This window comes from Streptomyces chromofuscus (genome assembly GCF_015160875.1).
GTDB lineage: Bacteria > Actinomycetota > Actinomycetes > Streptomycetales > Streptomycetaceae > Streptomyces > Streptomyces chromofuscus.
In genome coordinates, this window is record NZ_CP063374.1 from 5,273,529 (window position 1) to 5,299,557 (window position 26,029).

Genomic DNA, 26,029 nt, shown 5'->3' on the forward strand with positions numbered 1-26,029 from the left:
CGACGCGCGACGCGGCGTGGCAGGGCGGAAGGGGACGTGCCCAGGCACGGGCACATCGGAGCGGGGCGAAAACAAACAGGCCCCCACCGGAGAGTTTCCGGTGGGGGCCGCTGGTGGGTCAGGCGCTGAGGGCCTGCTTCACCTGGGCGAGGCTCGGGTTGGTCATCACGACCTCCGCGCCACCCGCGACGGGCATGATGCGGACGGTCGGGACCGTCTGGTTCCCGCCGTTCGCCTTCTCCACGAACGCCGCGGACTCCGGGTCCTGCTCGATGTTGATCTCGTCGTACGCGATGCCCTCGCGGTCCAGCTGGCTCTTCAGCCGGCGGCAGTAGCCGCACCACGTGGTGCTGTACATCGTCACAGTGCCCGGCATGTCGCTCGCGCTCCTTCTGCGGGTCGGGGAAGTGGTCGCAGTGGGGGAACGTACGCGATGGCGCCGCCATTCCCGTGGGGGGTATGCGGGTGACCCGAGGCGCCCAAGGGCGGGCGGTGCTCCCCGGGCCCGGGGCACCGGCATGGGAGGGCTGCCCGTCGACGTGATCCCCGCCGCATTAATACGACCGCAGTACCCCGCCTGTGGATAACCGGCTCACCCGTCTCCGGCGACCTGGCAGCATGGCCGTGTGACAGCAGCAACGCACTCCACCCTCTTCCCGCAGGTACCGGATTCGGCCGACGCGGTGCTCGAAGGACTCGACCCCGAGCAGCGCGAGGTCGCCACCGCACTGCACGGACCGGTGTGCGTGCTGGCGGGCGCCGGTACCGGAAAGACCCGGGCGATCACCCACCGCATCGCCTACGGCGTGCGCGCCGGGATCCTGCAGCCCTCCAGCGTGCTCGCCGTCACCTTCACCAACCGCGCGGCCGGCGAGATGCGCGGCCGCCTCCGCCGGCTCGGCGCCGCCGGAGTCCAAGCCCGTACGTTCCACTCGGCGGCCCTGCGCCAGCTCCAGTACTTCTGGCCGAAAGCCGTCGGCGGTTCGATGCCCCGGCTCGTCGACCGCAAGGTCCAGCTCGTCGCCGACGCGGCCGCCGCCTGCCGTATCCGCCTCGACAGGGGCGAGCTGCGGGACGTCACCGGGGAGATCGAGTGGTCCAAGGTCACCCAGACCGTTCCGTCCGACTACGCGCTCGCAGCCGCGAAGGCCGGCCGTGAGACGCCCCGCGACCCCGCCGAGGTCGCCCAGGTCTACGCCGCCTACGAGGACCTCAAGCGCGACCGCGCGGTCATCGACTTCGAGGACGTCCTGCTGCTGACCGTCGCCGTCCTGCAGGACCGCCACGACATCGCCGACCAGGTACGTGCCCAGTACCAGCACTTCGTGGTCGACGAGTACCAGGACGTCAGCCCCCTCCAGCAGCGCCTGCTCGACCTCTGGCTCGGCGACCGGGACAACCTGTGCGTGGTCGGTGACGCCAGCCAGACGATCTACTCGTTCACGGGCGCAACCCCCGACTACCTCCTCGACTTCCGCGCCCGCCACCCCGGCGCGACCGTCGTCAAGCTCGTCCGCGACTACCGCTCCACCCCCCAGGTCGTGCACCTCGCCAACGGACTGCTCGCCCAGGCCCGCGGCCGCGCCGCCGACAACCGGCTGGAACTGGTCTCCCAGCGACCCGCGGGCCCCGAGCCCGTCTTCACCGAGTACACCGACGAGCCCGCCGAGGCCGAGGGCGCGGCCCGCCGCATCCGGGAGCTGCTCGACTCCGGCGTCCAGGCCAGCGAGATCGCCGTGCTCTTCCGCACGAACGCCCAGTCCGAGACCTACGAGCAGGCGCTCGCCGACGCAGGCATCCCCTACCAGTTGCGCGGCGCCGAACGCTTCTTCGACCGGCCCGAGGTGCGCAAGGCGGGCATCGCCCTGCGCGGGGCCGCCCGCTTCGGCGGCAACGACTCCCTCCTCGACGAGGCTGTGGACCTGCCCTCGCAGGTCCGGGCGGTGCTGTCCGGGGAGGGCTGGACGACCACGCCCCCCGCCGGCTCCGGCGCCGTCCGAGAGCGCTGGGAGTCCCTGGCCGCGCTCGTCGGCCTCGCCCAGGACTTCGCCGCCGCGCAGCCTGGCGCCACCCTCGCCGACCTCGTCGCGGAACTCGACGAACGGGCGAACGCCCAGCACGCCCCGACCGTGCAGGGCGTCACCCTCGCCTCCCTGCACTCGGCCAAGGGTCTGGAGTGGGACGTCGTCTTCCTGGTCGGAGTGGCCGAGGGCATGATGCCGATCACCTATGCCAAGACGGACGATCAGATCGAGGAGGAACGCCGCCTCCTCTACGTCGGCGTCACCCGCGCCCGCTCCCACCTGCACCTTTCCTGGGCGCTCGCCCGCTCACCCGGCGGCCGTCCGAGCCGCCGACCCAGCCGCTTCCTCGACGGGCTGCGCCGCGGCCCCTCCGCCGGCGCGGCGGGCCGCGCCGGCGGAGGGGCCGCGGGCGGCGTCGAGCGCGGCTACTCCAGGGGGGCGAACGGCACGGTGGGGGGCGCCGCGCCGAGACGGACGCAGCGCGCTCCCGCCCGCTGCCGCGTCTGCGGACGCACCCTCACCGACGCCGGCGAGATGAAGCTGATGCGGTGTGAGGACTGCCCCTCCGACATGGACGAGGGGTTGTACGAGCGGTTGCGGGACTGGCGCGCGGTGCAGGCCCGGCGCAGCGGTCAACCCGCCTTCTGCGTCTTCACCGACAAGACCCTCATGGCGATCGCCGAGGCAGCCCCGGACGACGACGGTGAGCTGGCACGGATCCCCGGGGTCGGGATGCGCAAGCTGAACCGTTACGGAGCCGACGTTCTGGCCATCTGCGCCGGCCAAGAGCCCGTGGGAGAGGAAGACGGAGACTGACGCCAACTCGTCGAAAAAATAGTTTGCGCATGCCCCAGCGATCCCCATAGGTTCTTAGGCACGAGAGCAGCGGCCTTCTCGGAGGCCCTGATTCCGTGGTGTACTTCATATCCGTCGGACTGGCTCACGCCAGTCCCCCGAGACGCCGAGAGGAGGCGAGTCCAGTGATCAGCATGAAGAACAGCAGCACCAGCATCGTCAAAATGACCGATCGCTCGGTCGCCTCCGTGTGCATGCTCGGCGCCTCGAACCCGGGCACCGGTCTGTCCGGCATTCGTGCCGTCCGTCCGGCGTCCTCCCTGTCTCTCGCCGGCCTTCCCGTCCGCGAGCGCGATGAGCGACCGACCAAGGCACTGGAAGCAGCAGTAGTGGCACAGGCCCAGGCCTATGCCTTTACGGCGACCGGTGCCGGATTCCGGAAGCAGACGACGCAGCACCACCTGATGTGGGCCTTCCGTGGGCCAGAACCCTGGAGTGATCCAGCCTGATTGGCAATCAGGCCGGCGCCTTCAGGGCCGCGGAACCCCATCCGGGATCCGCGGCCCTTCTGTTTGTCCCGAACGGGACGGCAGGGCGAAGGGGCCTCGGGACAAGAAAAGAACCCGGTACCAGCCGCCACCCGGTCCTACCGGACCGGAACGACCAGACGAGGAAGTCGACACCGTGCAACTCGAAGCGCACGCCCCGTCCGTACCGCCTTCCGAAACGATCCCCCCGCCCGGCCTCACGGAGGACTCCACCTTGACCCCGCTCACCGCGCTCACCGCGCTCACCGCGCTCGACGACGCCATCGAGAACCTCGGCGTACCCGTCCCCTGCCGTTCGTACGACCCGGAGGTCTTCTTCGCCGAGTCGCCGGCGGACGTCGAGTACGCCAAGTCCCTCTGCCGCACCTGCCCGCTGATCGAGGCCTGCCTCGCCGGCGCCAAGGAGCGGCGTGAGCCCTGGGGCGTCTGGGGTGGCGAGCTGTTCGTCCAGGGTGTCGTCGTCGCCCGGAAGCGGCCGCGTGGTCGCCCGCGGAAGAACCCGGTCACGGCATGAACACCGCAGGAACGATCGATCGCCCCCTCACGCACGACCCCCAGAAGCAGGCCCCGATGAAGCCGTCCACCAGCGAGCCCACCGGCTCCGCGACCGAAGACGTCACCACCACCGGCGCGAACGACTCGCGTCAGAACAGGACCCGAGAGATGCAACTCATCCCAGAAGCCCTGGCTCGTGCGCATATGCACGACCGGCTGCATGAGGCGAGGCAGGAGCGCCAGGCCATGAGCCTGGTGGCCGCCCGCCGGATGCAGCGCCGGGCCGAGCGCGCCTCGCGGCGCGCCCGGCGGGCGCTGGCCATGGCCGTCATGCAGTAACCACCACACCTGAAGCGGTGGCCTCCCTGCCGAGGAGGCAGATCCTTCCCCGCGGGGGCCGGTCCCACCTAACGGACCGGCCCCCGCGGTGCGTTGTGTCCGCCCATCCGCCGGACACGGCGATATCGTCGCTGGATGACGAGTCTTCCCGGAGACGGCGAGGGCGGTTTTGCCTCGCTGGCCCACCCCGTCGTCTGCGCCCGCTGCGGCGCCCAGGCCCGCGTGCCCCAGCCCACCTGGACCTGCTCCGTGGAGAACGGCGCACGCCGGTACTTCTGCGACGCCTGCTCCCGGGAGAACCTGAGGGCCATCGAGGGGCGGCTGGACTCGGCGTGGTGGTGAGACAGCAGGAGCACGCGGCCAGGGCGCCGACACCTCATCGGTCGATCGCCGAGCAGCCCGACGTCACGCCTCCGCCGCCGACTCCTCCTCGTCACCGGCGTCCTCCGGCACGAACCCCGGCAGCCACTCCTCCAGTTCCTCGCGGAGGCTGACCGTGGCGTTCAGTTGGCACAGGACGCCGATCGTGCTCAGGGTCACTCGGTGTATCAGCAGGTACGCCGGGGGCAGGTTGAGCTGCTTGCCGAGTTGGTACGCAGGGGAGCGGATGTCGGCGACGCGGGCCGCCTGGCTGCGCATCCAGCCGCGGGTGAAGGTGAACTCGTCGACGTGGGCCGGTTCGATGATCGGCAGCAGGTAGTCGAGGACCGCGTCGGGGTCGAGCTCGACGGACTCTTTGATGAAGCCTTCGGCGCACAGGAGGTCGTGGACCGCCTGGGCCTCGCCGTCCAGCGTCATGCGCAGCGAGTCGCCGATGGTCGTCGGCAGGCCGCCGGGGAGGCGGTCCACCGTGCCGAAGTCCAGGACACCCAGACGCCAGTCGTCGTCACCGGCGGGGCCGCCGGGAAGAAGGCGGAAATTGCCGGGGTGCGGGTCGGCGTGCAGCAGGCCCGTGCGGGCGGGGCCGGAGAAGAGGAAGCGGGCCAGGAGCTGACCGGCCCGGTCCCGCTGCTCCTGGGTGCCGTCCGCGATGATCTCCGACAGGGGGATGCCCTCGATCCACTCGGTGATCAGGATCTCGTCGCTCTGGTGGACCACGGCGGGCACCACGAAGTCCGGGTCGTCGGCGAACTCCTCGGCGTGCGCCTGCTGGGCCTGCGCCTCCAGCCCGTAGTCAAGCTCCTCCGAGACGCGGTCCTTCAGCTCCGCGATCAGCGGCTTGATGTCCATGCCGGGGATCAGTGGACCCAACAGGCGTGCGAAACGGCTCAGTTGGTTGAGGTCGGACAGCAGCGCCTCGCCGGCCCCCGGGTACTGCACCTTGATCGCGACCTCGCGGCCGTCGTGCCACACCCCGCGGTGCACCTGGCCGATCGAGGCCGCCGCGGACGGCTTGTCCTCGAACTCCAGGAACAGCTTCCGCCAGTTCCGGCCGAGCCGCTCAGCGAGCACCGTGTGGACGGTGCGCGTCGGCATCGGGGGTGCCGCGTCCTGGAGCTTGGTCAGGGCGGCCCGGTAGGGCCCGGCGATCTCCTCGGGCAGGGCCGACTCGAAGACGGACATGGCCTGCCCGAACTTCATCGCGCCGCCCTTGAGCTCGCCGAGCACCTTGAAGAGTTGCTCCGCGGTGCGCTGCTGCAGTTCGCGGCCGACGAGTTCCGCGGACTCGCCGACGATCCGCTTGCCCAGCCCCCAGGTCGCCCGGCCGGCGAAGCCGAGCGGCAGCGCGGCGAGCTTGGCGGTCCGGGTGACCGCCTTGCGGGGAAGATCAGACATGCGCCCTCCAAGTCCCAGCCGGCCGTGCCGCGCCTGCCCGACGGCGTACCCGCATCGACGACCGTTCCACCGCCATTGTCTCGTGCGCCTCGCCGTTCTCCGAGGCGCGTTCCCCCTTGGCCTTCTCCATACCCCTCTCCGCGGCCCCGCACGGGCACGCCGGGTGGGCCCAGACCGGTCGCGCGTGCCACTGCAGAGCCGGGACGGAGACCTCCCAGCGGGCTCCGGTGCTGGTGGGGCGGTGTCCGTCGAGAAAGGCGAGGGCGTGTGCGGCTGTCAGGCCGGCGACCGTGGTGGCCAAGGTCACGTCGCAGGGCCGGACGTGCCGCTGCCGGCCCGAGCGCCACTGGGCGACCAACCGGGGCCAGGTCGGGTCCCGGTCGGTCCGCGTCTCGTGCAGGCAGCGGGCGCAGCCCGTCTCGCCGGGCAGGACGAAGGGACCGACGACGCCGGTGCCCTCGACGACCCCGGCGTAGAGGTGGGGTGTGCCGGAGGCGATCAGGGGCTCGGCGGTGTCCGGGGCGGGCGCGTGCACGGCGACGTCGTCGCGTGGGGCGAGGATCACCAGGGACAGGCCGGGCTCGGCGGGATCCGTCGGGGTCCGGTGGTCGCGGCGGGGCGGGCGGTCCGGCGCGGCCCCACGAACGACGCGGCGGGCGGCATCGTCGCGGCGCTCGCCGACGGACTCTGCGGGCAGCCCGCCCGGCGCGACGTCCCAGGGCTCGACGCAGCCGCCGTCGCGTACGTCCACCTCTCCGACGCCCGCGCCCGACAGCAGCGCCGCCACCGTGGCGCCCACGCGGCCGGCACCCCGTACCTGCACGCGCAGGGCGCGGCGGGCGGCGAGGCGTTGGATCGCCTCGCCCGGTTCGGCGGTGGTCAGGGACAGCGTGGCCAGTTCCGGGCGGAGCCGGTCGAGGACGGCCTGCTTGGCTCGCAGGGCATCCGCGGCCGGCCCGCCGCCCTTGGCGTCGTCCAGAAGCCCGGAGCGGGCCAGCCGTCGGACCAGTTCGTCGACGTGGCCGTCGGGCAGGTCCATCCGGCGGCCCTCCTCGCGCAGCAGAGGCAGCCCGCGTGTGCCGTTGAGCAGGTCCAGGAAGGCGGCGGTCGCGGTGTCCACCGGGCCCAGCGTCATCGCGTGCGCCGGCGTCATGCCGAACTGCACGGTGCTGAGGTCGCGCCAGCCGCGCCGCAGCGCGGATTTCACCATCGGATGCATGACAGGCCCCCGTAGTCAGGAACGTCCTGAATGTCACTGTTCGTCGGTGAAGGTGCCGGGATGGTCGGGCCCGGTCGGGTCTTCGCCGACGAGTGACAGCATGCCCGGCCCGGCGGTGCGCCGCCGAAAGTTATCCACAGGCAGGGGATGTTCGTCGTACAACTCAAACGCATGGCGGGGGATCGGAATCGAACCGTCCCGGACTCGGGACTTCCCCCATGTGCAGCGGGTAACGTCGGGGCGTGTCCGCCGACCCACTGCACCGCGCCGGAAAGCCGCAGCGCAGCACGACGAGCCCGTCGCCGAGCGGCTCGGGGGCGAGCGTGATCGAGGTGCGCCGGAGTACCCGTCGACGCCGGACGGTCTCCGCGTACCGCGAGGGCGATCGCACCGTCGTGCTCATCCCCGCCCGGATGTCCGAGGCCGAGGAGCAGCGCTGGGTGACCCTCATGCTCGACAAGCTGGCCGCCCAGGAGAGCAAGCGGGTGCTGGGCGACGCCGAGCTGGCCGAGCGCGCCGAGCGGCTGTCCGCGCAGTACTTCGACGGCCGGGCCCGGCCCACGTCGGTGCGCTGGGTCACCAACCAGAACACGCGCTGGGGCTCGTGCACCCCCTCCGAGGGCAGCATCCGCCTGTCGCACCGGCTCCAGGGCATGCCCGAGTACGTCCTCGACTACGTGCTCCTGCACGAGCTGGCGCATCTGCTGGTGCCCGGGCACGGGCCTCGTTTCTGGCGGCTGCTGGAGGCCTATCCGCGCACCGAGCGGGCCCGGGGCTACCTCGAGGGCGTCGTCGCCGCGGACCGGTTGCCGCATCTGCCCACCGCGCGCGGGGAATGAGCCGCCCCCACCGCATGTGCCCCCGGCATGGCTGGGAAAGAGGTTGTGTACCGGGTCTGTACCGACCGCGTCCGGTGTCCGAGTTTGCCGTTAGCCTGACGCGACGCACTCGCACTTCGGGATGGGGGACGGTCGTTACGCATGGCCAGGGAATTCCAACGCGGCCACAAGGCCAGGATCAGTGACCTCACCGCGGGGACGGATCTGTACGTAGGCGTGCAGATCTCGGGCCCCGGACTGACCTTCGACATCAGCTGCTTCGGTCTGGACGCCGACGAACGGCTCTCGGACGACCGGTACTTCGTCTTCTTCAACCAGCCGAAGTCCCCGGAGGAGGCCATTCAGCTGCTGGGTGCCCAGGCGGGCGACACGGAGTCCTTCCGGGTCACGCTCGACAGTATCCCGCCGCAGATCCAGAAGCTGTCGTTCACGGCGACCATCGACGGCGCCGGGCAGATGTCGCAGATCGCCCCCGGCTACATCCGCATCGTCGCGGGTGGCCAGGAGGTGGCCCGGTACGCGTTCAACGGCTCGGAGTTCTCCACCGAACGGGCCGTGATGCTGGGCGACTTCTACCTGAAGGACGTGTGGCGGTTCGCGGCCGTCGGACAGGGCTTCGACGGCGGCCTGGAGGCGCTGCTGAAGAACTTCGGCGGCCAGGTGCTCGAGGAGGAGACGCCGGCCGAGCCGCAGCCCCAGGCCGGCGCCGCTCCCGGCTTCGCCCCGCCCGCCCAGACCTCCGCGCCACCGGCGTTCGGCGTCCCGACGGGACCGGCCTCGACTCCGGCCCCGGCTCCCGCGCCGCAGCCGGCCGCGCAGGGCTTCGCGCCGCCCCCTGGTGCCACCCCGCCCCCGGCCCCCGCGCCGCAGGTGCACTCCGCGCCGACCGTCGTCGCGCCCATGACCCCGCCCGGTGGCGTCTCCGTGCCGCCGCCCGCACCGGCACCCGCGCCGTCCTACGGCGGTCAGCCGCAGCCGTCGTACGGTCAGCCGCCCCAGCAACAGCCGCCGTACGGCCAGGGCGCCCCGGGCCAGACCGCCCCGCTGCCCCCGGGCTACGGCCAGCCGCCCGTTCCGCAGGCCCCCACCCCGCCTCCCGGCTACGGCCAGCAGGCTCCCTACGGGGTGCCGCAAGCCGGACCCCAGGCTGCGTCCCAGGCACCCGGTGTCGCCGGGGCGCTGCAGCAGTTCAAGGAGACGCCCACCGGGCAGCGCTGGACGCAGCAGAACAAGAAGCTCGTCCGCGTGGACCTCGGCATCGGCGGACAGCCCGTGCTGGCCCGGCAGGGCAGCATGGTGCTCTACCAGGGCAAGGTCGACTTCAGCTACAAGGGCGCCGGGTTCACCGGCCGGATCGTGGGCAACGCGACCGGCCAGGAGATGCAGCTGATGCGCTGCACGGGCCAGGGGCAGGTGTTCCTGGCGGAGAACTCCACGATGCTGCACCCCATCGAACTGCAGGGCGACGGCATCTGCGTCTCCGCGGAGAACGTCCTCGCGTTCGACGAGGGGCTCCAGTACGAGGTGCGCCGCATCGAGGGTCACGGCATCCCCGGTGGTGCGCTGTTCACCATGCAGTTCACCGGCACCGGCACCATCGTCGTCAAGACGCACGGCACACCCGTGGTGCTGCCGGTCACGCCGACGACGTTCGCCGACTGCAACGCCGTGGTCGCCTGGTCCGCCGCCTCCCAGGTGGTCGTCTCCAGCCAGGTGAGGATGCGCCGCAACGCCTACCCCGGCGACAGCGGGGAGAGCGTCAACCTCCAGTTCCGCGGCGCGCCCGGCAACTTCATCGTCGTCCAGCCGTACGAGATCTGAGGGAGAGCCCGTCATGAACCAGCCGCTCGCGGGCTACGCTCCCGCACCCGTCACCGCCCGCATGGAGAACCACGGCAACCACATGCTGAAGGTCGCCATGCAGACCGGGCACGACCTCCTCGCGCGCGTGGGGTCGATGGTCGCCTACGAAGGGTTCGTGCAGTACGAGCCCAACCCGCCCGCCGTGCGCCAGATCGCCAAGGACTGGATGACCGGCGAGGGCGCGCCGCTGATGAAGTGCTCCGGCGACGGACTGCTCTACCTCGCCGACTACGGCGCCAACGTCGTCGTGATCAACCTCAACGGCGACGGCATCTCCGTCAACGCAACCAACCTGCTCGCCTTCGACGCGCACCTCACGTGGGGTGTCGAACGGGTCAAGGGGCTGGCGAAGTTCGCCGGGCAGGGCCTGTGGAACACCAAGATCTCCGGGCAGGGCTGGGTCGCGCTGACCTCCCGGGGCAAGCCGATCGTCGTCGACTGCGGCGGTGGCGAGGACGAGACGTACGTCGACCCGGACGCACTCGTCGCCTGGTCCCCGAACCTCAAGGTGAAGGGCAAGCGCAGCTTCAGGGCCCAGTCACTGATCGGCCGGGGCAGCGGCGAGGCCTACCAGATGGCCTTCTCCGGCCAGGGCATCGTCGTCGTCCAGCCCAGCGAGGACAGCACCGACCGTCTCCGGGTCCGGGGCTGAGGGGGAGCACCACACCATGCAGAGTCCGCTTTTCGCCCACAACGACCAGCAGACCCAGGAACGCTGGAGCCTGCAGAACAAGCAGATGCTGCGCGTGGCCCTGGAGGGCCACGACGACGTCCTGGCGCGCAAGGGCACGATGGTCGCCTACCAGGGCTTCGTGGAGTTCGACGCCGAGTTCCAGAGCAACCAGCAGTCACGCGCGCGTGCCCGCACCGGTGAGGGCCTGGACCTGATGCGCTGTCACGGGCAGGGCACGGTCTACTTCGCCAACCTCGCCCAGCACATCCACGTCGTGGACGTCGACCAGGACGGGCTCACCGTCGACAGCACCTACGTGCTGGCCATGGACTCCGGGCTGCACCACGAGGTCATCGCCGTCGACAGCCTGTACGGCATCTCCGGGTCCGGGAAGTACCAGCTCAACATCACCGGCCGCGGCAAGGTCGCCCTGATGACCTCGGGCGCGCCACTGATGATGCAGGTCACCCCGGACAAGTACGTCAACTGCGACGCCGACGCGATCGTCGCCTGGTCCACCGCGCTGCGCGTGCAGATGCAGGCCCAGACGCACTCGTCCGGGGTGTGGCGGCGCCGCGGCAACACCGGCGAGGGCTGGGAGCTCAGCTTCATGGGCACCGGCTACGTGCTGGTCCAGCCCAGTGAGCTGCTGCCACCGCAGAACGCCCGGATCGGCTCCGGCATCGCCGCGCAGTACGGCATGGGGCAGCAGGGCGCGCGGGGGCAGAACCAGGGGAACGTCTGGAGCTGACCGTCCGGAAACGCACGTCAGTAAGGGGCGCCCGCTCGTGCGGGCGCCCCTTACACGTTCAGAGCCTGGCGCGGGTCGCCGCCACCAGTCGTACGACCGACTCGTCGGCGACGTCCGCGACCTCGTCGTAGGCGAACCAGCGCAGGTCGAGGGACTCGTCGCTGATCGCCTCCACGGCCCCGGCCGGAGCGAGTGCCGCGTACTGGACGTCGAGGTGCCAGGCGCACGGCGTGTGATGCCGGTCCAGGCGCACCGGACCGCCCGGCAGCAGGGTCAGGCCCCGGATCCCCGACTCCTCCGTGCCCTCGCGCAGGGCGGCGGCAGCCAGGGAGACGTCCCCGGGCTCGCAGTGACCACCCATCTGCAGCCACATGCGCAGCTTGCGGTGCAGGGTCAGCAGGACCCGGCCGCGCTCCGCGTCGAGCACCAGGGCGCTCGCCGTGATGTGACCGTCCGTACAGGACTTCCACATGCCGTCCGGGTGGGCCGCCAGGTGGTCGAGGTAGACCTCGCGCAACTTCTGCTGGTCCTCGTAGCCCTTGAGTACGAGGACAGCGTCGTCATGGAGGCTCACTCGGCGCCGTCGCCCTTGCCGTCGTCCTCGTCCTTCTTCAGGTCCGGCTTTCCGGAGGAACCGTCCGCCGCCTCGCCGAGCATCTTGTCCAGCTCGGAGAAGTCCAGGTGCTCGCGGTGGACGAAGCCGTCCGGGTCGTCCAGGTCCTGCGCGGTCGGCAGCATGTCCGGGTGGGCCCACAGGGCGTCCCGGCCGTCGACGCCGCGCGCGTCCGTGAGAGACGCCCACAGACGGGAGGCGTCCCGCAGCCGGCGCGGGCGCAGCTCGAGGCCGATCAGCGTCGCGAACGTCTGCTCGGCCGGGCCGCCCGAGGCGCGGCGGCGGCGCAGCGTCTCACGCAGCGCGTCCGCCGACGACAGGCGCGGCTTCGCGGCCGCGTGCACGACGGCGTCCACCCAGCCCTCCACGAGCGCCAGAGCCGTCTCCAGACGGGCGAGGGCGGCCTTCTGCTCGGGCGTGTCCTCCGGCTGGAACATGCCCTGCTGGAGCGCGTCCTGCAACTGCTCGGGGTTCTGCGGGTCGAACTGGCCGACCACGTCCTCCAGCTTGGCGGTGTCCACCTTGATCCCGCGCGCGTACCCGTCGACCGCGCCGAACAGGTGCGAGCGCAGCCACGGCACGTGTGCGAAGAGACGCTGGTGGGCGGCCTCGCGCAGGGCGAGATACAGCCGCACCTCCTCCTTGGACACGCCCAGGTCCTTGCCGAACGCCTCGATGTTCACCGGCAGCAGCGCGGCCTTGCCGGCCGGGCCGAGCGGCAGGCCGATGTCGGTCGAGCCGACGACCTCGCCGGCGAGCACGCCCACGGCCTGCCCGATCTGCGTGCCGAACATGGCGCCGCCCATCGAGCGCATCATGCCGATCAGTGGGCCGGCCATGGCCTGCATCTCCTCCGGCAGGACGTCGCCCATGGCGGCGCCCACGCGCTCGGCGACCGGGTCGACGAGCTCCTGCCACGCCGGCAGCGTCGCCTCGACCCACTCCGCGCGGCTCCAGGCCACCGCGGAGGCGGCGCCGGACGGCAGGGACGTCGCGTCGTCCAGCCACAGGTCGGCCAGGCGGACGGCCTCCTGGACCGCGGTGCGTTCGGCGGGGCCGACGCTCGCGTCCTTCGTACCGTCCGGGGTGCCCTGGGAGACCGTCTGGCGGGCGATCTGCTTGGCCATGTCCCAGTTCACCGGGCCGCCCTCGTAGGAGAGCATCTGGCCCAGCTGCTGGAACGCGGCGCCCAGGTCGGTGGGGTTCAGCGAACCGAACATGGCAGCGAGCGGATTGTCCGCACCGGGGCCACCAAAGCCTCCGGCACCGGGCAGCCCGCCGAAACCGAACGGGTTGGCCGGTCCCTGACCACCACCGCTCTGCTGGTCCTTCTTCTTGCCCTCGTCGCCGTCTTCCGGCTCCTCCGGCGGAAGGCCGAATCCGAATGGGGTGTCACTCACGGGATTCCTCGGCTGGTAAGGCCGCCGGTCTTCTCCGACGGCACGACTGCCCGACAACACCACCCAGCCTAGACACCTGGAACGGATCGGGCCTCGGTGCTTCGCCGACTCACCGCCTGCGGCAGGATGGATGCCACCTGGTACGTACGCGTCACTCGCGCTCGTATGTGAAGACAACCGCTGGAGTCACCCGGTGAGTTCCCCAGATCCGCAGGTTCGCGCAGCGCGAAACCTCTCCGCCCACCCGTCGCCCGACCACCGCCCCTCCACGACGGCGCTTCGCGCCGGCCACACGCCTGCCCTGCGCGGGCCCGTCGTCGCGGTCACCGGCGCCGCGTCCGGCGTGGGCGCGCTGCTCACCGAGCGACTGGCCGCCTCGGAGGAGATCAAGCAGGTCATCGCCATCGACGAGCGGCGCGGCGAGTGCGCGGCCGCGCAGTGGCACATCCTGGACGTGCGGGACCCGGCGATCGCGGAGAAGCTGCGCGGCGCGGACGTGGTGGTGCATCTGGCGCTCGACCTGGACCTGGAGACGGACGGGGCCGCCCGGACGGCGTACAACGTGCGCGGCACGCAGACCGTGCTGACCGCGGCCGCGGCGGTGGGCGTGCACCGGGTGGTGCTGTGCACGTCGGCCATGGTCTACGGGGCGCTGCCGGACAACGAGCTGCCGCTTTCGGAGGACGCCGAGCTGCGGGCGACGGCGGAGGCCACCGGGGTCGGGGACCTGCTGGAGATCGAGCGGCTGGCACGGCGGGCGCCGCGCGCCCATCCGGGGCTCAACGTCACCGTGGTGCGTCCCGCTGTCCTGGTCGGAGGCACCGACACCGCGCTGACCAGGTACTTCGAGTCGCCTCGACTACTCGTGGTCGCGGGATCGCGGCCGGCCTGGCAGTTCTGTCACGTCGAGGACCTGTGCAGCGCTCTGGAGTACGCCGTCCTGGAGAAGGTCGACGGGGAGCTCGCCGTGGGGTGCGACGGGTGGCTGGAGCAGGAGGAGGTCGAGGAGCTCAGCGGCATCCGGCGGATGGAGCTGCCGTCGGCGGTGGCGCTGGGGGCGGCGGCCCGGCTGCACCGGATCGGGCTCACGCCGTCGCCGGCGGGCGATCTGGCGTACACGATGTACCCCTGGGTGGTCAGCGGAAGCCGGCTGCACGACGCCGGGTGGCGGGCGGGGTGGACCAACGAGGAGGTGCTCGCCGAGCTGCTCGAGGAGGTCTCCGGGCGGCACACGGTGGCCGGGAGGCGACTGGGGCGCAAGGACGCCACGGCCGCGGGGGCCGCGGGGGCGACGGTCGCGCTGCTGGGCGCGGCGGCCGTGGTGCGCAGGGCCCGGAAGGCGCGGCGGCGGCTCTGAGGTGCGGCGTCGGCTACGACGTGCGCGCCGGGAGGACGTGGCCGCTGCCGGACGGCGGGCGCCTGCCTGTAGAAGACTCCAACGCCCACGCGCGCGTGCGGGGTGAAAGCGCTATTCCGCGTCCCCACGCGCGTGGGGCACGATGGATCCCATGGCAGCCAGTAACGATCACCCCGGTGAGCACGGCGCTCAGGAGCCCATCAAGCTGATCGCCGTCCGCGAGACGCCGCTCTCCCTCGACGAGGTCTTCCGGGCCGTCGGCGACGACGCCGCCGGGGGAACCGCCCTGTTCGTGGGCACCGTGCGCAATCACGACGGGGGCGCAGACGTCGACGAGCTCGGGTACTCCTGTCACCCGAGCGCCGAGGCCGAGATGCGGCGGATCGCCGAGAAGGTCGTCGCCGAGTTCCCGGTGCGGGCGCTGGCCGCCGTACACCGTGTGGGGGATCTGGAGGTCGGGGATCTCGCGGTCGTGGTGGCCGTGTCCTGTCCCCACCGCGGTGAGGCCTTCGAGGCCTGCCGGAAGCTGATCGACGACCTCAAGCACGAGGTGCCGATCTGGAAGCACCAGAAGTTCTCGGACGGCTCCGAGGAGTGGGTCGGCGCGTAGGGCCGTCGCCGGGAGGCCGGCTGGGCGCGCGCCGACCCGCCGGCCGGGCGACTCCGGTTGCGTAACCGCACCCCTGAGATGAGCGTTGTCACTGCGGACGGTTAATGTGTTGATCAGTTTGCGGACGCTCATGGGGTTGGAGGTCGGCATGGCGGCGCTTGCCTGGTTGCTGATTCCGCTTGTGGCTGCTGTCGGCGCGGGACTGTGGGGCAGTTGGGCCAACAGGACCCGCAGGGCCCGCAGTGACGGCCCCGAGCTGGACGGATACGCCCGCTTCCGCGCCGCCATGGAGAAGTCCCACACCGGGCCGTGAACCCGGAGGCGGCCCTGACGGTGCGCTGACAGAACTGTCCCGTACTGTCGTGACATGCCACGCCGCACCGCGACGATGCTCGCCTCCACCCTGATGCTGATCGCGCTCCTGTGCGCGGGAGTGCTCATCCCCGTGCCGTACGCGGAGATGTCCCCGGGGCCGACGGTGAACACGTTGGGGGACCACGACGGCGAGCCGGTGCTGCAGATCTCCGGGCACAAGACCTACCCGACGGACGGTCACCTCAACATGACCACCGTCCGCGTCACCAGCGCCGACTACCGGATGAACCTCGTCGAGGCGGTCTACGGCTGGCTGGCGCACGACAACAAGGTCGTTCCGCACGACACCCTCTACCCGGACGGCAAGACCGAGCAGGAGTCGACGCAGGAGAACGCCGAGGAGTTCAGCCAGTCCCAGGAGAGCGCCAAGGTCGCCGCCCTGAAGGAACTCGGCGTAGCGGTGGAGTCCTGGGTGATCGTCTCCACCGTCGTGAAGGACTCCCCGGCCCAGGGCAGGCTGCACGCCGGTGACGTGATCAAGGCGGTCGACGGGACGACGGTAACGGCGCCCGCGGACGTGGCCGAGCTCGTGACCCGACACAAACCGGGCCAGGACGTCGTCTTCACCATCGTGCCCGCCAAGGAGCAGGCCGCGGCCGAGAAGGAGAAACGGGAACCGCTGAAGACCGAGAAGGTCACGATCACCACCAGGGCCTCCGACGACGCCGGCGAGAAGCGCGCCATCGTCGGCATCTCGGCCGGCACCGACCACACCTTCCCGTTCAGCATCGACATCAAGCTCGCGGACGTCGGCGGGCCGAGCGCCGGCCTGATGTTCGCGCTCGGAATCTACGACAAGCTCACCCCGGGTTCGCTCACCGGCGGATCGTTCGTCGCCGGCACCGGCACCATAGACGACGACGGGACGGTCGGCCCGATCGGTGGCGTCGAGATGAAGACCGTCGGTGCGCGCAGCAAGGGCGCCCAGTACTTCCTGACGCCCGCCGACAACTGCGCGGCCGCCGCCAAGGACACCCCCGAGGGCCTGACCCTCGTCAAGGTCGACACCATCGACGACGCCCTCGGCGCCCTGAAGGACATCCGCGACGGCGACACCGCCGGCCTGCCGAGGTGCACGGCCAAGGGCTGACCGGCTGACAGGGCCGGTACGCCGCTGGGGGCGCCCTCATGATCGAGGGCGCCCCCAGCGGCGTACAGGGGACCTGGCGCGTCCCCGACGGCGCACACGAGGCAGGCGCCGGCCGCCCGGCGCCGTGCACCACGCGCCCGGCACGGTCCGGCGTCGTACCCGAGTCACTCAGTCCGCGAACGTGGCCGCCAGCGCCTCCGCGAGGCCCGGCACCAGCTCGGAACCGGTGAGGACCTCCGTCGGGGAGTCCTTCTCGCGCAGTCGCAGGGCCGACTCGCGCGCGCCGTCGCGCAGCACGGCCACCGTCATGCGGACCTCCTGGCGCTCGGGGTGCCGGGCGACCCACTTGGCCAGCGCGGCCTCGTCCAGGTCGTCGGGGACCTGGGCCTCGGCGGACGGCGGCAGCATCAGCCGCTCCACCGTGAGCGCGCAGCCGGCCACCGCGTCGGGCCAGGCGATGGTGCCGAGGAACTCGTCGAGCGGCTTGTCCGTTGGAATCTCGTCCTGCTCGATCGGGGTGAGACCGGCGGCGTCCGGCTCGTCACCCAGGCCGAGCTGCGCCGCCAGCGCGGGTTCCTGGACCCGCAGCCGCGCGGTGTCTACGAGGGCGAAAAGGCGTGCGGGCTGGTCCCAGCCGAGGCCGGAGGCGTACTCGTCGATCTCGAGTACGGCCCGGGTGAGCGGGCTCGCCGCCATGGGTGTGTTGGACATGGTCACAATCCTGCCTCGTTCCCGCCCGGAATCGGGAACCGAGTAAAGCGTGAGTAAGTTGCATAGGTGAGGCCCTACGATCACGGGGCCCACGGACGGCCCACAAAACGGGGGCCTGACAGACCAACAGCGATTTTTCGAGGTGCCACCTTGGCTTTCCAGATGCCGGACCGCGGCGGAGGCCCGACGGGGCCACGGATCAGAGTGGGCCGCCCGTCCCGGCGTGTCCGGACCCTGCTCATGACCTTGGGTGTCCTTGCCGTGCTCGGCATGGCGTTCACCATGTTCGCGGGCTTCTGGACGGACTGGCTCTGGTACCGGTCGGTCAACTACTCCTCCGTCTTCACCACCACCCTGTGGACCAAGATCGGGCTCTTCTTCGTCTTCGGCCTGCTCATGGCCGTCGCCGTCGGGTTCAACATCTGGCTGGCCCACCGGCTGCGCCCCCCGCTGAGCGCGATGTCGCTGGAGCAGCAGAGCCTCGACCGCTACCGGATGGGCATCGCGCCGTACAAGAAGTGGCTGCTGTTCGGGATCACCGCCCTGGTGGGTCTGATCGCGGGCGCTTCCGCGTCCGGGCAGTGGCGGACCTGGCTGATGTGGGTCAACGGCGTGCCGTTCGGGCAGAAGGACCCCCAGTTCAACCTGGACGTCGCCTTCTACGCCTTCGACCTGCCGTGGTACCGGTTCCTGCTCGGCTTCGGCTTCGCCGCCGCCATCCTCTCCCTGATCGCGGCCTCGCTCACGCACTACCTGTACGGCGGGCTGCGCGTCTCCAGCCCGGGCGCGCGCGCCACGGCCGCCGCGACCGGCCATCTGTCGGTCCTCATCGGCATCTTCGTCGCGCTGAAGGCGGTCGCCTACTGGCTCGACCGGTACGGCCTGGCGGTCAAGTCCAGCGACTTCAAGGCGACGGACAACTGGACGGGCCTGCGGTACGTCGACGCCAACGCCTACCTGCCGGCCAAGACGATCCTGTTCTGCATCGCCGTCATCTGCGCCCTGCTGTTCTTCTCCACGATCTGGCGTCGCACCTGGCAGCTGCCGTTGATCGGCTTCGGCCTGATGGTGCTCTCGGCGATCCTGATCGGCGGGCTGTACCCGGCGATCGTGCAGAAGTTCCAGGTCCAGCCGAACGAGCAGGCCAAGGAAGCCCCGTACGTCGAGAAGAACCTCGCGGCGACACGTGAGGCCTACGGCATCGACGGCACGCAGGTCACCGAGTACTCGGGCACGGCCAACACCAAGGACACCGCCAAGCTGCGGGACGACGTCGACTCCACGGCGAGCATCCGCATCATGGACCCGAACATCATCTCGCCGACCTTCCAGCAGCTCCAGCAGATGCGGAAGTACTACGCGTTCCCGACCAATCTGGACGTCGACCGCTACGGCGCGGGCGGCACGGAGCAGGACACGGTCATCGGTCTGCGCGAGCTGAACTACGCGGGTATCGACAAGAAGAACTGGATCAACAACCACTTCCGCTACACCCACGGCTACGGCGCGGTCGCCGCGAAGGGCACCGCCGTGGACTCAGAGGGCCGCCCGGTCTTCACCGAGTCGGACCTGCCGTCCAAGGGCCAGCTCGGCCAGTACGAGCAGCGGATCTACTACGGCGAGAAGACCAACACGTACTCGATCGTCGGCGGTCCCCAGAAGGAGATCGACTACTCCGACGACAGCGGTGAGAAGACCTACAGCTACGAGGGCAAGAGCGGCGTCAACCTGGAGAACCCGATAAACCGGGCCGCCTACGCCGTGGCGCTCAACGAGCCGCAGATCATCTACTCCGGTGCGATCGGCGACGGTTCGCGGATCCTGTACAACCGCACGCCCAAGCAGCGCGTCGAGGCCGTCGCCCCGTGGCTGACCATCGACGGCGACGCCTACCCGGCGGTCGTCAACAACCGGATCCAGTGGATCGTCGACGCGTACACGACCACGAACGGATACCCGTACGCCTCGCGCACGACCCTCGGTGACACCACCGCCGACTCGCTGACCGCGACCAACGACCAGCGCGCCGTGGTGGCCCAGCAGAACCAGGTCAACTACATCCGCAACTCGGTGAAGGCGACCGTCGACGCGTACACCGGCGAGGTCAAGCTCTACCAGTGGGACACCCAGGACCCGGTCCTCAAGACCTGGATGAAGGCGTTCCCCGGCACGGTCGAGCCCCGCAGTGAGATCTCCGGCGCCCTGATGGACCATCTCCGGTACCCGCAGGACCTGTTCAAGGTCCAGCGTGAGCTGCTGACCCGCTACCACGTGAAGGACGCCGACACCTTCCTCAGCGGCAGCGAGGTGTGGCAGGTGCCGGACGACCCGACCAACAAGTCGGGTGACGCGGTGCCGCCGTACTACCTCAGCATGAGGATGCCCGACCAGCAGGAGCAGGCGTTCTCGCTGACGACGACCTTCACTCCCAACGGCCGGGACAATCTGAGCGCGTTCATGGCGGTCGACGCCGAGGCGGGCAAGAGCGACTACGGCAAGATCAGAATCCTGAAACTGCCGACGAGCACCACGGTCAACGGACCCAAGCAGGTGCAGAGCCAGTTCAACTCCGAACAGGACATCGCCGAATCCATCCGGCTGCTGCGAGGCGGCGACTCGGAGGTGGAGTACGGCAACCTGCTGACGGTGCCGCTGGACGGCGGACTGCTGTACGTCGAGCCGGTCTACGTACGCGGTGGCGGGCTCCAGTACCCGCTGCTGCGCAAGGTGCTGGTGAGCTACGGCGGCAACACCGCGTTCGAGGACACCCTGGACGAGGCCCTCAACAAGGTGTTCGGGGCGGAGGGTTCGACCCCGCCGCCGGAGGAGGACACCGGCGAGGGCGACGGCGACACCACGCCGCCACCACCGACGAGTGACAACCCGACGGTCCAGGAGGCGCTCAACGACGCCCAGAAGGCCTTCGAGGCCGGCCAGGAGGCGTTGAAGAACGGCGACTGGGAGGCGTACGGAAAGGCGCAGGCTGACCTGGAGGCGGCGCTGCGGAAGGCCGAGGAGGCGCAGTCGCGGGCCGGCGGCTCCGGAGGTGCAGGCGGCGGCGCCGCCAGCAGTCCGAGCCCGACCGGCAGTCCAAGTCCGACCGGCAGTCCGAGTCCCACCCGCAGTCCGCAGAGCGGCTGATCGAAAAGCTCCTCCCGCGTCGTGATACGGTTGCCGAACAACGACGCGGGGTGGAGCAGCTCGGTAGCTCGCTGGGCTCATAACCCAGAGGTCGCAGGTTCAAATCCTGTCCCCGCTACGGATGTCGACATGATTGTCGGCCGAGGCGAAGGCCCGGATCCTCTCGAGGATCCGGGCCTTCGTGGTGTGCGAACGCATGTGCCGATGTGCGTTGTCGCCGTGCCGCCGTGGGGAGTTGGGGGATCTGTGTTTGACTTATCTCTCTGTGGGCATGTCGACAAAACGCTGAAGTGACCTCACTGGCTGCGGTATACGAGGTGTACCCAGGTTGCAGGTGGTGCGACGATGGACGTTATGGGGGACAAGGCAACTCTGTGCGAGACAGGGCGATTTGTGCAGCCTACCGGCCAGGAGGAAGCCCGGGACGAAACGGGCGAAGCGGCCGAGGAGGCGCGTCAGCGGCTCGCCGCCGAGGCTGGTGACATCGAGGCGATGAGCGTTCTCGGGGCCATGCTGCTGCGCCGCGGCGATCTCGACGGAGCCGAATCCCATCTGCGCGCCGCGACCGCCGAGGGCGACCGCGCCGCCGCGAACAACCTGGGCGTCCTGCTGCACCAGCGCGGGTACGCCGACGAGGCCGCCGGATGGTGGCGGATCGCCGCCGTCGCCGGCAGCGCCGCCGCCGCGCACGCGCTCGGGCGGCACCACCGTGAGCGCGGCGACGAGCCGGCCGCCGAGTACTGGCTGCGGCAGTCCGCCGAGCAGGGACACGTCCTGGGGGCGTACGCGCTGGCCGATCTGCTGGAGCACCGGGGGGACGACGACGCCGAGCAGTGGATGCGGGTCGCCGCCGAGCGGGGGCACCGGGAAGCGGCGTACCGGCTGGCGCGGACCCTTGATCGCAGAACCGTGCACGAGGGCGGGGCCGTGGCTGACAACGGTGTCGGGGGCGCCGGTCGGGCCGGTCCGCGAGGCTACCCGGAGGCCGCTTCGGACGAGGAGGCCGAGCAGTGGTACCGGCAGGCCGCGGCGCGCGGGCATCGGCGGGCCGCGCTGCACCTCGGGGCGATCCTGGAGAGGCGCGGGGAGCTGAAGGAGGCCGGACGCTGGTATCTGACGTCCGCCAAGGACGGCGAGCCGCGCGCCGCCTGTGCGCTCGGGTTCCTGCTGCGCGACGCGGGGGACGAGGAGAGTGCCGCCGTGTGGTGGCTGCGGGCCGCGCAGGACGGCGACGGCAACGCGGCGAACGCGCTGGGCGCGCTGCACGCCGAGCGCGGGCAGACGCAGACCGCCGAGCGGTGGTACCGGGCGGCCATGGACGCCGGGGACGTCAACGGGGCGTACAACCTCGGGCTGCTCTGCGCGGAGCAGGGGCGGACCACGCAGGCCGAGCAGTGGTACCGGCGTGCCGCGTACGCCGGGCACCGCGAGGCGGCGAACGCGCTGGCGATCCTGCTGCTCCAGGGGGGCGACGAGACCGGGGCGGAGCCCTGGTTCTCCAAAGCCGCGGAGGCGGGGAGCGTGGACGCCGCGTTCAACCTGGGCATCCTGTACGCCAAGCGGGGCGAGGACGCGGCCGCGCTGCGGTGGTACGAGCGGGCGGCGGCCGCCGGGCACACCGAGGCGGCGTTGCAGGTCGGCATCGCGCGGCTGCGGGACGGGGACGAGCTGGAGGCGGAGCGGCATCTGCGGTGCGCGGCGGGGGGCGGCAGCGCGGAGGCGGCGTACCGGCTCGCGGCCGTCCTCGACGCGCGGCGGCCGCCGGTGTCGCCGCACGAGCTGGGGGAGCCGTCGCAGGAGAAGTCCGAGTGCGAGGAGTGGTACGAGCGGGCGGCGATGCAGGGGCACCGGCGCGCACAGGTGCGGGTCGGGATGCTCGCGGCGGCGCGCGGGGACGTGGTCGAGGCGGCCCGGTGGTACCGGGAGGCGGCCGAGGCGGGGTCGCGGAACGGGGCGTTCAACCTGGGGCTGCTGCTGGCTCGGGAGGGCAGTGAGCCGGAGGCGGCGGTGTGGTGGACGCGGGCGGCCGATGCCGGGCACGGGCGGGCGGCGTTGCGGCTCGCCCTCGTCTACGCGCGTCGTGGGGAGCTGGCGGAAGGGCAGCGGTGGGCCGATCGGGCGGTGACGCTGGGTCCGTCGGAGGTGGCCGAGCGGGCGGCGCGGCTGCGGGACGCGTTGCGCGAGGAGCTGTCGGCTTGACGGGGGGGCCGGCGGGGTGTGTGAGCGGTCGTCCGGGTCGGTACGGGGGTGCGTTTGCGGTGGTCCGGCGTCGGTGCCGAGTGCGTGAGCAGTCGCCCGGCGCCTCGGCGCCCGGGGGCGTGTCGCTTGCCGGCGTCGGCAGGGTGCCCCTGCGCCCACGCGTGCCGCGTCGGCAGGGTGCGGCTGCGCCCACGCGTGCCGCGTCGGCAGGGTGTCGTTGAGGCCACGCGTGCCGCCTGGGCGGGGTGCCGCTGCGCCCACCCGTGCCGGCCCAGCGGCATGACTGCACGGAGCCACGGCGGTCGGATTCTCAAGGGATTTGCTTCTGTCCGCGTTCTTGACGTAACGTTGCATTCACCGACGCGGGGTGGAGCAGCTCGGTAGCTCGCTGGGCTCATAACCCAGAGGTCGCAGGTTCAAATCCTGTCCCCGCTACTGAAGGCCGAGGGCCGGATTCCCGTCACGGGAATCCGGCCCTCGGTTTTGTGTCGTCGTGTCGTCGTGCTGGTGCCGCCGCAGGCGACGCACGAAGCCCCCGGCGACCCTGTGGGTGCCGGGGGCTCGCGGGAAACTCCTGTACTTACGCGGACGCGCAGTTCGGGCACACGCCGCGGTACGTCACCTCGACGTCCGAGACCGTGAAGCCGAAGCGCTCCGAGTCGGGGAGGTCGGCCAGCGGGTTGCCCCTCGGGTGCACGTCGCGGATCGCGCCGCACTGGGCGCAGACCAGGTGGTGGTGCGGCTGGCGTGCGTTCGGGTCGTACCGCTTGGCACGCTTGTCCGTGCTGACCTCGAGCACCTCGCCGAGGGAGACCAGCTCGCCCAGCGTGTTGTAGACCGTCGCCCGGGAGATCTCGGGCAGCTTGGCGACAGCCCTGGCGTGCACCTCGTCGGCCGTCAGATGGACGTGTTCGCCGTCAAGGACCTCGGCCACGACGCGTCGCTGCGCGGTCATCCGCCATCCGCGTCCGCGCAGCCTCTCCAGAAGGTCGCTCATGGCGCCAAGCCTAGCAGCAGGGGGAACAAAATCCGAACAGGTGTGACTTTGGAGCTCCACTTGACTTGGACTTAGTCCAATGTAGGATCTGGTTCGGCTCTGGTCGACGGACAGGAATTCGGCCCAGGAGCAGGACCACGCAAGGAATGACGCAGGAGGCGCACGTGACCCACGGACCGCTCACGACGGAGACCGGTGCTCCGGTCGCCGACAACCAGAACAGTGAGACCGCGGGCGTCGGTGGCCCGGTCCTCGTCCAGGACCAGCTCCTGCTCGAGAAGCTGGCCCACTTCAACCGTGAGCGCATCCCTGAGCGTGTCGTGCACGCCCGCGGCGCCGGCGCCTACGGCACCTTCACGGTGACCGCCGACGTGACCAAGTACACGCGGGCGAAGTTCCTCTCCGAGGTCGGCAAGCAGACCGAGGTCTTCCTCCGCTTCTCGACGGTGGCCGGCAACCTGGGCGCGGCGGACGCCGTCCGCGACCCGCGCGGCTTCTCGCTGAAGTTCTACACCGAGGAGGGCAACTACGACCTCGTCGGCAACAACACCCCGGTGTTCTTCGTCAAGGACGCCATCAAGTTCCCGGACTTCATCCACACCCAGAAGCGCGACCCGTACACGGGCTCGACCGAGGCGGACAACGTCTGGGACTTCTGGAGCCTGTCTCCCGAGTCCACGCACCAGGTGACCTGGCTGTTCGGCGACCGCGGCATCCCCGCCTCGTACCGTCACATGGACGGCTTCGGCTCCCACACCTTCCAGTGGAACAACGAGGCCGGTGAGGTCTTCTGGGTCAAGTACCACTTCAAGACCGACCAGGGCATCAAGAACCTCACCGCCGCGGAGGCCGAGGTCCTCGCGGGCAAGGACCCCGACTCCCACCAGCGCGACCTGCGGGAGGCGATCGAGCGCGGCGAGTTCCCGAGCTGGACCGTGGGCGTGCAGATCATGCCGGCGGCCGAGGCGGCGACGTACCGCTTCAACCCGTTCGACCTGACCAAGGTGTGGCCGCACGCGGACTACCCGGTCATCGAGATCGGCAAGCTGGAGCTCAACCGCAACCCGCAGAACATCTTCGCGGAGGTCGAGCAGTCGATCTTCAGCCCCGCCCACTTCGTGCCGGGCATCGGCCCGTCCCCGGACAAGATGCTCCAGGGCCGCCTCTTCGCGTACGGCGACGCCCACCGCTACCGCGTCGGCATCAACGCCGACCAGCTGCCGGTGAACCGCCCGCACGCCACCGAGGCGCGCACCCACTCCCGTGACGGCTTCCTCTACGACGGTCGGCACGGCGGCGCGAAGAACTACGAGCCGAACAGCTTCGGCGGTCCGGCGCAGACCGGCCGTGCGCTGTGGCAGCCGTTCGACGCCTTCACGGGCGGCACCGGCAACCACCCGGCCCCTGTGCACGCCGAGGACAACGACTTCGTCCAGGCGGGCAACCTGTACCGGCTGATGTCGGAGGACGAGAAGGAGCGTCTGGTCGGCAACCTGGCGGGCGCCCTCTCGCAGGTCTCGCGCGAGGAGATCGTCGAGCGCGCGATCGACAACTTCCGTCAGGCGGACGCCGACTTCGGCAAGCGGCTGGAGGCCGCGGTCCAGGCCCTGCGCGGCTGACACAACCAGCACTGGACCGCTTGCCGAGAGGACGGGCCGGATCCCCCCGCACACGGGGGGATCCGGCCCGTTCGTGCACGCGAATCGCATCGAACCGGCGGCGGGACGCGATCAGGCCGGGATCTGCTGTCGTACCGGCGCCCAGCAGCGAATGATGTCGCGGACCGAGACGATGCCGGCGGGTTCGCCGCCGTCCAGCACGATGAGGTGCCGGAAGCCGCCGTGCGCCATGGCGCGGGCGGCCTCCTCCAGGGTCCACGACGGGGCCGCGAACACGACGTCGGTGGTGGTGTGGGCGTGGGCGTGCTCGGTGTCGGGGTTCTGGCCGTGGCCCACGGAGTTGAGGATGTCGCGTTCGGTCAGGATGCCGATTCCGCCGGCGTCGGGGTCGTGGACCACGGCCGCGCCCACCCGGCGGGCGGACATCAGCGCCGCGGCCTGGCGCAGGGTGTGGGTGGGGCCGATGGTGAGGACGACTGTGCTCATGGCGTCACGTACGAGCATGGATGGAGCCACCTCCTGGAGTGCCCCCGCCGAGTGTCCGTTCGTTCAGAGTTTCACAAGTTCACAAGTGGGGGGACCTTCAGGGTGGCAG

24 protein-coding genes and 2 tRNA genes are annotated in these 26,029 nt (G+C 70.9%); 18 read left to right on the top strand and 8 right to left on the bottom strand.

Annotated elements, in window-relative coordinates:
- Nucleotides 1–118: 118 nt before the first annotated feature.
- Nucleotides 119–376: a mycoredoxin gene (locus tag IPT68_RS23890; protein WP_189696417.1), complete on the bottom strand. Its 258-nt coding sequence runs from the start codon at nt 374–376 to the stop codon at nt 119–121.
- 250 nt (nt 377–626) lie between these two features.
- Here IPT68_RS23890 and IPT68_RS23895 point away from each other — a divergent pair, with 250 nt between their 5' ends.
- The 5 genes from IPT68_RS23895 to IPT68_RS23915 all read left to right on the top strand — a co-directional run bounded on the left by IPT68_RS23895 (nt 627) and on the right by IPT68_RS23915 (nt 4,543).
- Complete coding sequence (locus IPT68_RS23895; protein WP_194074003.1) at nt 627–2,840, top strand: ATP-dependent DNA helicase UvrD2; 2,214 nt, start codon at nt 627–629, stop codon at nt 2,838–2,840.
- Nucleotides 2,841–3,013: 173 nt separating this feature from the next.
- The gene (locus IPT68_RS23900) at nt 3,014–3,328 is read left to right on the top strand and encodes a hypothetical protein (RefSeq protein WP_373300506.1); all 315 of its coding nucleotides are present in this window, start codon (nt 3,014–3,016) and stop codon (nt 3,326–3,328) included.
- Nucleotides 3,329–3,503: 175 nt separating this feature from the next.
- Complete coding sequence (locus IPT68_RS23905; protein WP_141316074.1) at nt 3,504–3,881, top strand: WhiB family transcriptional regulator; 378 nt, start codon at nt 3,504–3,506, stop codon at nt 3,879–3,881.
- Entirely contained in the window at nt 3,878–4,201 is a 324-nt protein-coding gene (locus tag IPT68_RS23910; protein WP_189696420.1) for a hypothetical protein, read from the top strand. The genes IPT68_RS23905 and IPT68_RS23910 overlap by 4 nt, the downstream gene beginning before the upstream one ends.
- Before the next feature lie 135 nt (nt 4,202–4,336).
- The gene (locus tag IPT68_RS23915) at nt 4,337–4,543 is read left to right on the top strand and encodes a hypothetical protein (protein ID WP_189696421.1); all 207 of its coding nucleotides are present in this window, start codon (nt 4,337–4,339) and stop codon (nt 4,541–4,543) included.
- Between the two features lie 63 nt (nt 4,544–4,606).
- On the opposite strand, the gene IPT68_RS23920 is transcribed toward IPT68_RS23915, so the two are convergent.
- Nucleotides 4,607–5,977, bottom strand: a complete 1,371-nt coding sequence (locus tag IPT68_RS23920; RefSeq protein ID WP_189696422.1) for an ABC1 kinase family protein — start codon at nt 5,975–5,977, stop codon at nt 4,607–4,609.
- The gene (locus IPT68_RS23925) at nt 5,970–7,196 is read right to left on the bottom strand and encodes a TOMM precursor leader peptide-binding protein (protein WP_189696423.1); all 1,227 of its coding nucleotides are present in this window, start codon (nt 7,194–7,196) and stop codon (nt 5,970–5,972) included. Before IPT68_RS23925 ends, IPT68_RS23920 begins: the two co-directional genes overlap by 8 nt.
- 242 nt (nt 7,197–7,438) lie before the next feature.
- Between IPT68_RS23925 and IPT68_RS23930 the strand changes: the two genes are divergently transcribed.
- The 4 genes from IPT68_RS23930 to IPT68_RS23945 all read left to right on the top strand — a co-directional run bounded on the left by IPT68_RS23930 (nt 7,439) and on the right by IPT68_RS23945 (nt 11,322).
- The gene (locus tag IPT68_RS23930; RefSeq protein ID WP_189696424.1) at nt 7,439–8,035 is read left to right on the top strand and encodes a M48 metallopeptidase family protein; all 597 of its coding nucleotides are present in this window, start codon (nt 7,439–7,441) and stop codon (nt 8,033–8,035) included.
- A gap of 141 nt (nt 8,036–8,176) precedes the next feature.
- Nucleotides 8,177–9,856, top strand: a complete 1,680-nt coding sequence (locus tag IPT68_RS23935) for a TerD family protein (protein ID WP_189696425.1) — start codon at nt 8,177–8,179, stop codon at nt 9,854–9,856.
- 13 nt (nt 9,857–9,869) lie between these two features.
- Nucleotides 9,870–10,550 (top strand): AIM24 family protein, encoded by a 681-nt coding sequence (locus IPT68_RS23940; RefSeq protein WP_189696426.1) that lies wholly within the window; start codon nt 9,870–9,872, stop codon nt 10,548–10,550.
- Between the two features lie 16 nt (nt 10,551–10,566).
- Nucleotides 10,567–11,322: an AIM24 family protein gene (locus tag IPT68_RS23945; RefSeq protein WP_189696427.1), complete on the top strand. Its 756-nt coding sequence runs from the start codon at nt 10,567–10,569 to the stop codon at nt 11,320–11,322.
- 58 nt (nt 11,323–11,380) lie between these two features.
- Here IPT68_RS23945 and IPT68_RS23950 read toward each other — a convergent pair whose 3' ends face one another.
- Nucleotides 11,381–11,896 carry an NUDIX hydrolase gene (locus tag IPT68_RS23950; RefSeq protein ID WP_189696428.1) on the bottom strand — a complete coding sequence of 172 codons (516 nt, stop codon included), beginning with the start codon at nt 11,894–11,896 and terminating at the stop codon, nt 11,381–11,383.
- Nucleotides 11,893–13,335, bottom strand: a complete 1,443-nt coding sequence (locus tag IPT68_RS23955) for a zinc-dependent metalloprotease (protein ID WP_189696429.1) — start codon at nt 13,333–13,335, stop codon at nt 11,893–11,895. Before IPT68_RS23955 ends, IPT68_RS23950 begins: the two co-directional genes overlap by 4 nt.
- 193 nt (nt 13,336–13,528) lie before the next feature.
- Here IPT68_RS23955 and IPT68_RS23960 point away from each other — a divergent pair, with 193 nt between their 5' ends.
- The 4 genes from IPT68_RS23960 to IPT68_RS23975 all read left to right on the top strand — a co-directional run bounded on the left by IPT68_RS23960 (nt 13,529) and on the right by IPT68_RS23975 (nt 16,767).
- The gene (locus tag IPT68_RS23960) at nt 13,529–14,692 is read left to right on the top strand and encodes an SDR family oxidoreductase (protein WP_189696430.1); all 1,164 of its coding nucleotides are present in this window, start codon (nt 13,529–13,531) and stop codon (nt 14,690–14,692) included.
- Nucleotides 14,693–14,843: 151 nt separating this feature from the next.
- Nucleotides 14,844–15,302, top strand: a complete 459-nt coding sequence (locus IPT68_RS23965; protein WP_189696431.1) for a molybdenum cofactor biosynthesis protein MoaE — start codon at nt 14,844–14,846, stop codon at nt 15,300–15,302.
- A 148-nt stretch (nt 15,303–15,450) separates the two neighbouring features.
- Complete coding sequence (locus IPT68_RS23970) at nt 15,451–15,615, top strand: hypothetical protein (RefSeq protein WP_189696432.1); 165 nt, start codon at nt 15,451–15,453, stop codon at nt 15,613–15,615.
- 54 nt (nt 15,616–15,669) lie between these two features.
- A complete protein-coding gene (locus IPT68_RS23975; protein ID WP_189696433.1) occupies nt 15,670–16,767 on the top strand; it encodes a YlbL family protein in 1,098 nt (365 codons plus the stop codon).
- 168 nt (nt 16,768–16,935) lie between these two features.
- On the opposite strand, the gene IPT68_RS23980 is transcribed toward IPT68_RS23975, so the two are convergent.
- Nucleotides 16,936–17,478, bottom strand: coding sequence for a PPA1309 family protein (locus tag IPT68_RS23980; protein WP_189696434.1), 543 nt, complete (start codon nt 17,476–17,478; stop codon nt 16,936–16,938).
- A gap of 162 nt (nt 17,479–17,640) precedes the next feature.
- Between IPT68_RS23980 and IPT68_RS23985 the strand changes: the two genes are divergently transcribed.
- The 4 genes from IPT68_RS23985 to IPT68_RS24000 all read left to right on the top strand — a co-directional run bounded on the left by IPT68_RS23985 (nt 17,641) and on the right by IPT68_RS24000 (nt 23,253).
- The gene (locus IPT68_RS23985) at nt 17,641–20,619 is read left to right on the top strand and encodes a UPF0182 family membrane protein (RefSeq protein WP_189696680.1); all 2,979 of its coding nucleotides are present in this window, start codon (nt 17,641–17,643) and stop codon (nt 20,617–20,619) included.
- Nucleotides 20,620–20,663: 44 nt separating this feature from the next.
- Nucleotides 20,664–20,737 (top strand) — tRNA-Met (locus IPT68_RS23990).
- 227 nt (nt 20,738–20,964) lie between these two features.
- Entirely contained in the window at nt 20,965–22,818 is a 1,854-nt protein-coding gene (locus IPT68_RS23995) for a tetratricopeptide repeat protein (protein ID WP_189696435.1), read from the top strand.
- Between the two features lie 361 nt (nt 22,819–23,179).
- A tRNA-Met gene (locus IPT68_RS24000) sits at nt 23,180–23,253 on the top strand.
- Between the two features lie 145 nt (nt 23,254–23,398).
- On the opposite strand, the gene IPT68_RS24005 is transcribed toward IPT68_RS24000, so the two are convergent.
- A complete protein-coding gene (locus IPT68_RS24005) occupies nt 23,399–23,815 on the bottom strand; it encodes a Fur family transcriptional regulator (protein WP_189696436.1) in 417 nt (138 codons plus the stop codon).
- Between the two features lie 164 nt (nt 23,816–23,979).
- Here IPT68_RS24005 and IPT68_RS24010 point away from each other — a divergent pair, with 164 nt between their 5' ends.
- Nucleotides 23,980–25,434, top strand: coding sequence for a catalase (locus IPT68_RS24010; RefSeq protein WP_308438736.1), 1,455 nt, complete (start codon nt 23,980–23,982; stop codon nt 25,432–25,434).
- A gap of 111 nt (nt 25,435–25,545) precedes the next feature.
- On the opposite strand, the gene IPT68_RS24015 is transcribed toward IPT68_RS24010, so the two are convergent.
- Complete coding sequence (locus IPT68_RS24015) at nt 25,546–25,938, bottom strand: CBS domain-containing protein (RefSeq protein ID WP_189696438.1); 393 nt, start codon at nt 25,936–25,938, stop codon at nt 25,546–25,548.
- Nucleotides 25,939–26,029 lie beyond the last annotated feature (91 nt).

What these genes read in the sequence shown, in the direction of transcription:
- IPT68_RS23910 (WP_189696420.1), top strand. Translation starts at nt 3,878, where the DNA reads ATGAACACCGCAGGAACGATCGATCGCCCCCTCACGCACGACCCCCAG.
- IPT68_RS23890 (WP_189696417.1), bottom strand. Translation starts at nt 376, where the DNA reads ATGCCGGGCACTGTGACGATGTACAGCACCACGTGGTGCGGCTACTGC.
- IPT68_RS23940 (WP_189696426.1), top strand. Translation starts at nt 9,870, where the DNA reads ATGAACCAGCCGCTCGCGGGCTACGCTCCCGCACCCGTCACCGCCCGC.
- IPT68_RS24005 (WP_189696436.1), bottom strand. Translation starts at nt 23,815, where the DNA reads ATGAGCGACCTTCTGGAGAGGCTGCGCGGACGCGGATGGCGGATGACC.
- IPT68_RS23995 (WP_189696435.1), top strand. Translation starts at nt 20,965, where the DNA reads ATGGACGTTATGGGGGACAAGGCAACTCTGTGCGAGACAGGGCGATTT.
- IPT68_RS23925 (WP_189696423.1), bottom strand. Translation starts at nt 7,196, where the DNA reads ATGCATCCGATGGTGAAATCCGCGCTGCGGCGCGGCTGGCGCGACCTC.
- IPT68_RS23915 (WP_189696421.1), top strand. Translation starts at nt 4,337, where the DNA reads ATGACGAGTCTTCCCGGAGACGGCGAGGGCGGTTTTGCCTCGCTGGCC.
- IPT68_RS24015 (WP_189696438.1), bottom strand. Translation starts at nt 25,938, where the DNA reads ATGCTCGTACGTGACGCCATGAGCACAGTCGTCCTCACCATCGGCCCC.
- IPT68_RS23900 (WP_373300506.1), top strand. Translation starts at nt 3,014, where the DNA reads ATGAAGAACAGCAGCACCAGCATCGTCAAAATGACCGATCGCTCGGTC.
- IPT68_RS23970 (WP_189696432.1), top strand. Translation starts at nt 15,451, where the DNA reads ATGGCGGCGCTTGCCTGGTTGCTGATTCCGCTTGTGGCTGCTGTCGGC.
- IPT68_RS23965 (WP_189696431.1), top strand. Translation starts at nt 14,844, where the DNA reads ATGGCAGCCAGTAACGATCACCCCGGTGAGCACGGCGCTCAGGAGCCC.
- IPT68_RS23985 (WP_189696680.1), top strand. Translation starts at nt 17,641, where the DNA reads ATGCCGGACCGCGGCGGAGGCCCGACGGGGCCACGGATCAGAGTGGGC.
- IPT68_RS23980 (WP_189696434.1), bottom strand. Translation starts at nt 17,478, where the DNA reads ATGTCCAACACACCCATGGCGGCGAGCCCGCTCACCCGGGCCGTACTC.
- IPT68_RS23935 (WP_189696425.1), top strand. Translation starts at nt 8,177, where the DNA reads ATGGCCAGGGAATTCCAACGCGGCCACAAGGCCAGGATCAGTGACCTC.
- IPT68_RS23975 (WP_189696433.1), top strand. Translation starts at nt 15,670, where the DNA reads ATGCCACGCCGCACCGCGACGATGCTCGCCTCCACCCTGATGCTGATC.
- IPT68_RS23945 (WP_189696427.1), top strand. Translation starts at nt 10,567, where the DNA reads ATGCAGAGTCCGCTTTTCGCCCACAACGACCAGCAGACCCAGGAACGC.
- IPT68_RS23920 (WP_189696422.1), bottom strand. Translation starts at nt 5,977, where the DNA reads ATGTCTGATCTTCCCCGCAAGGCGGTCACCCGGACCGCCAAGCTCGCC.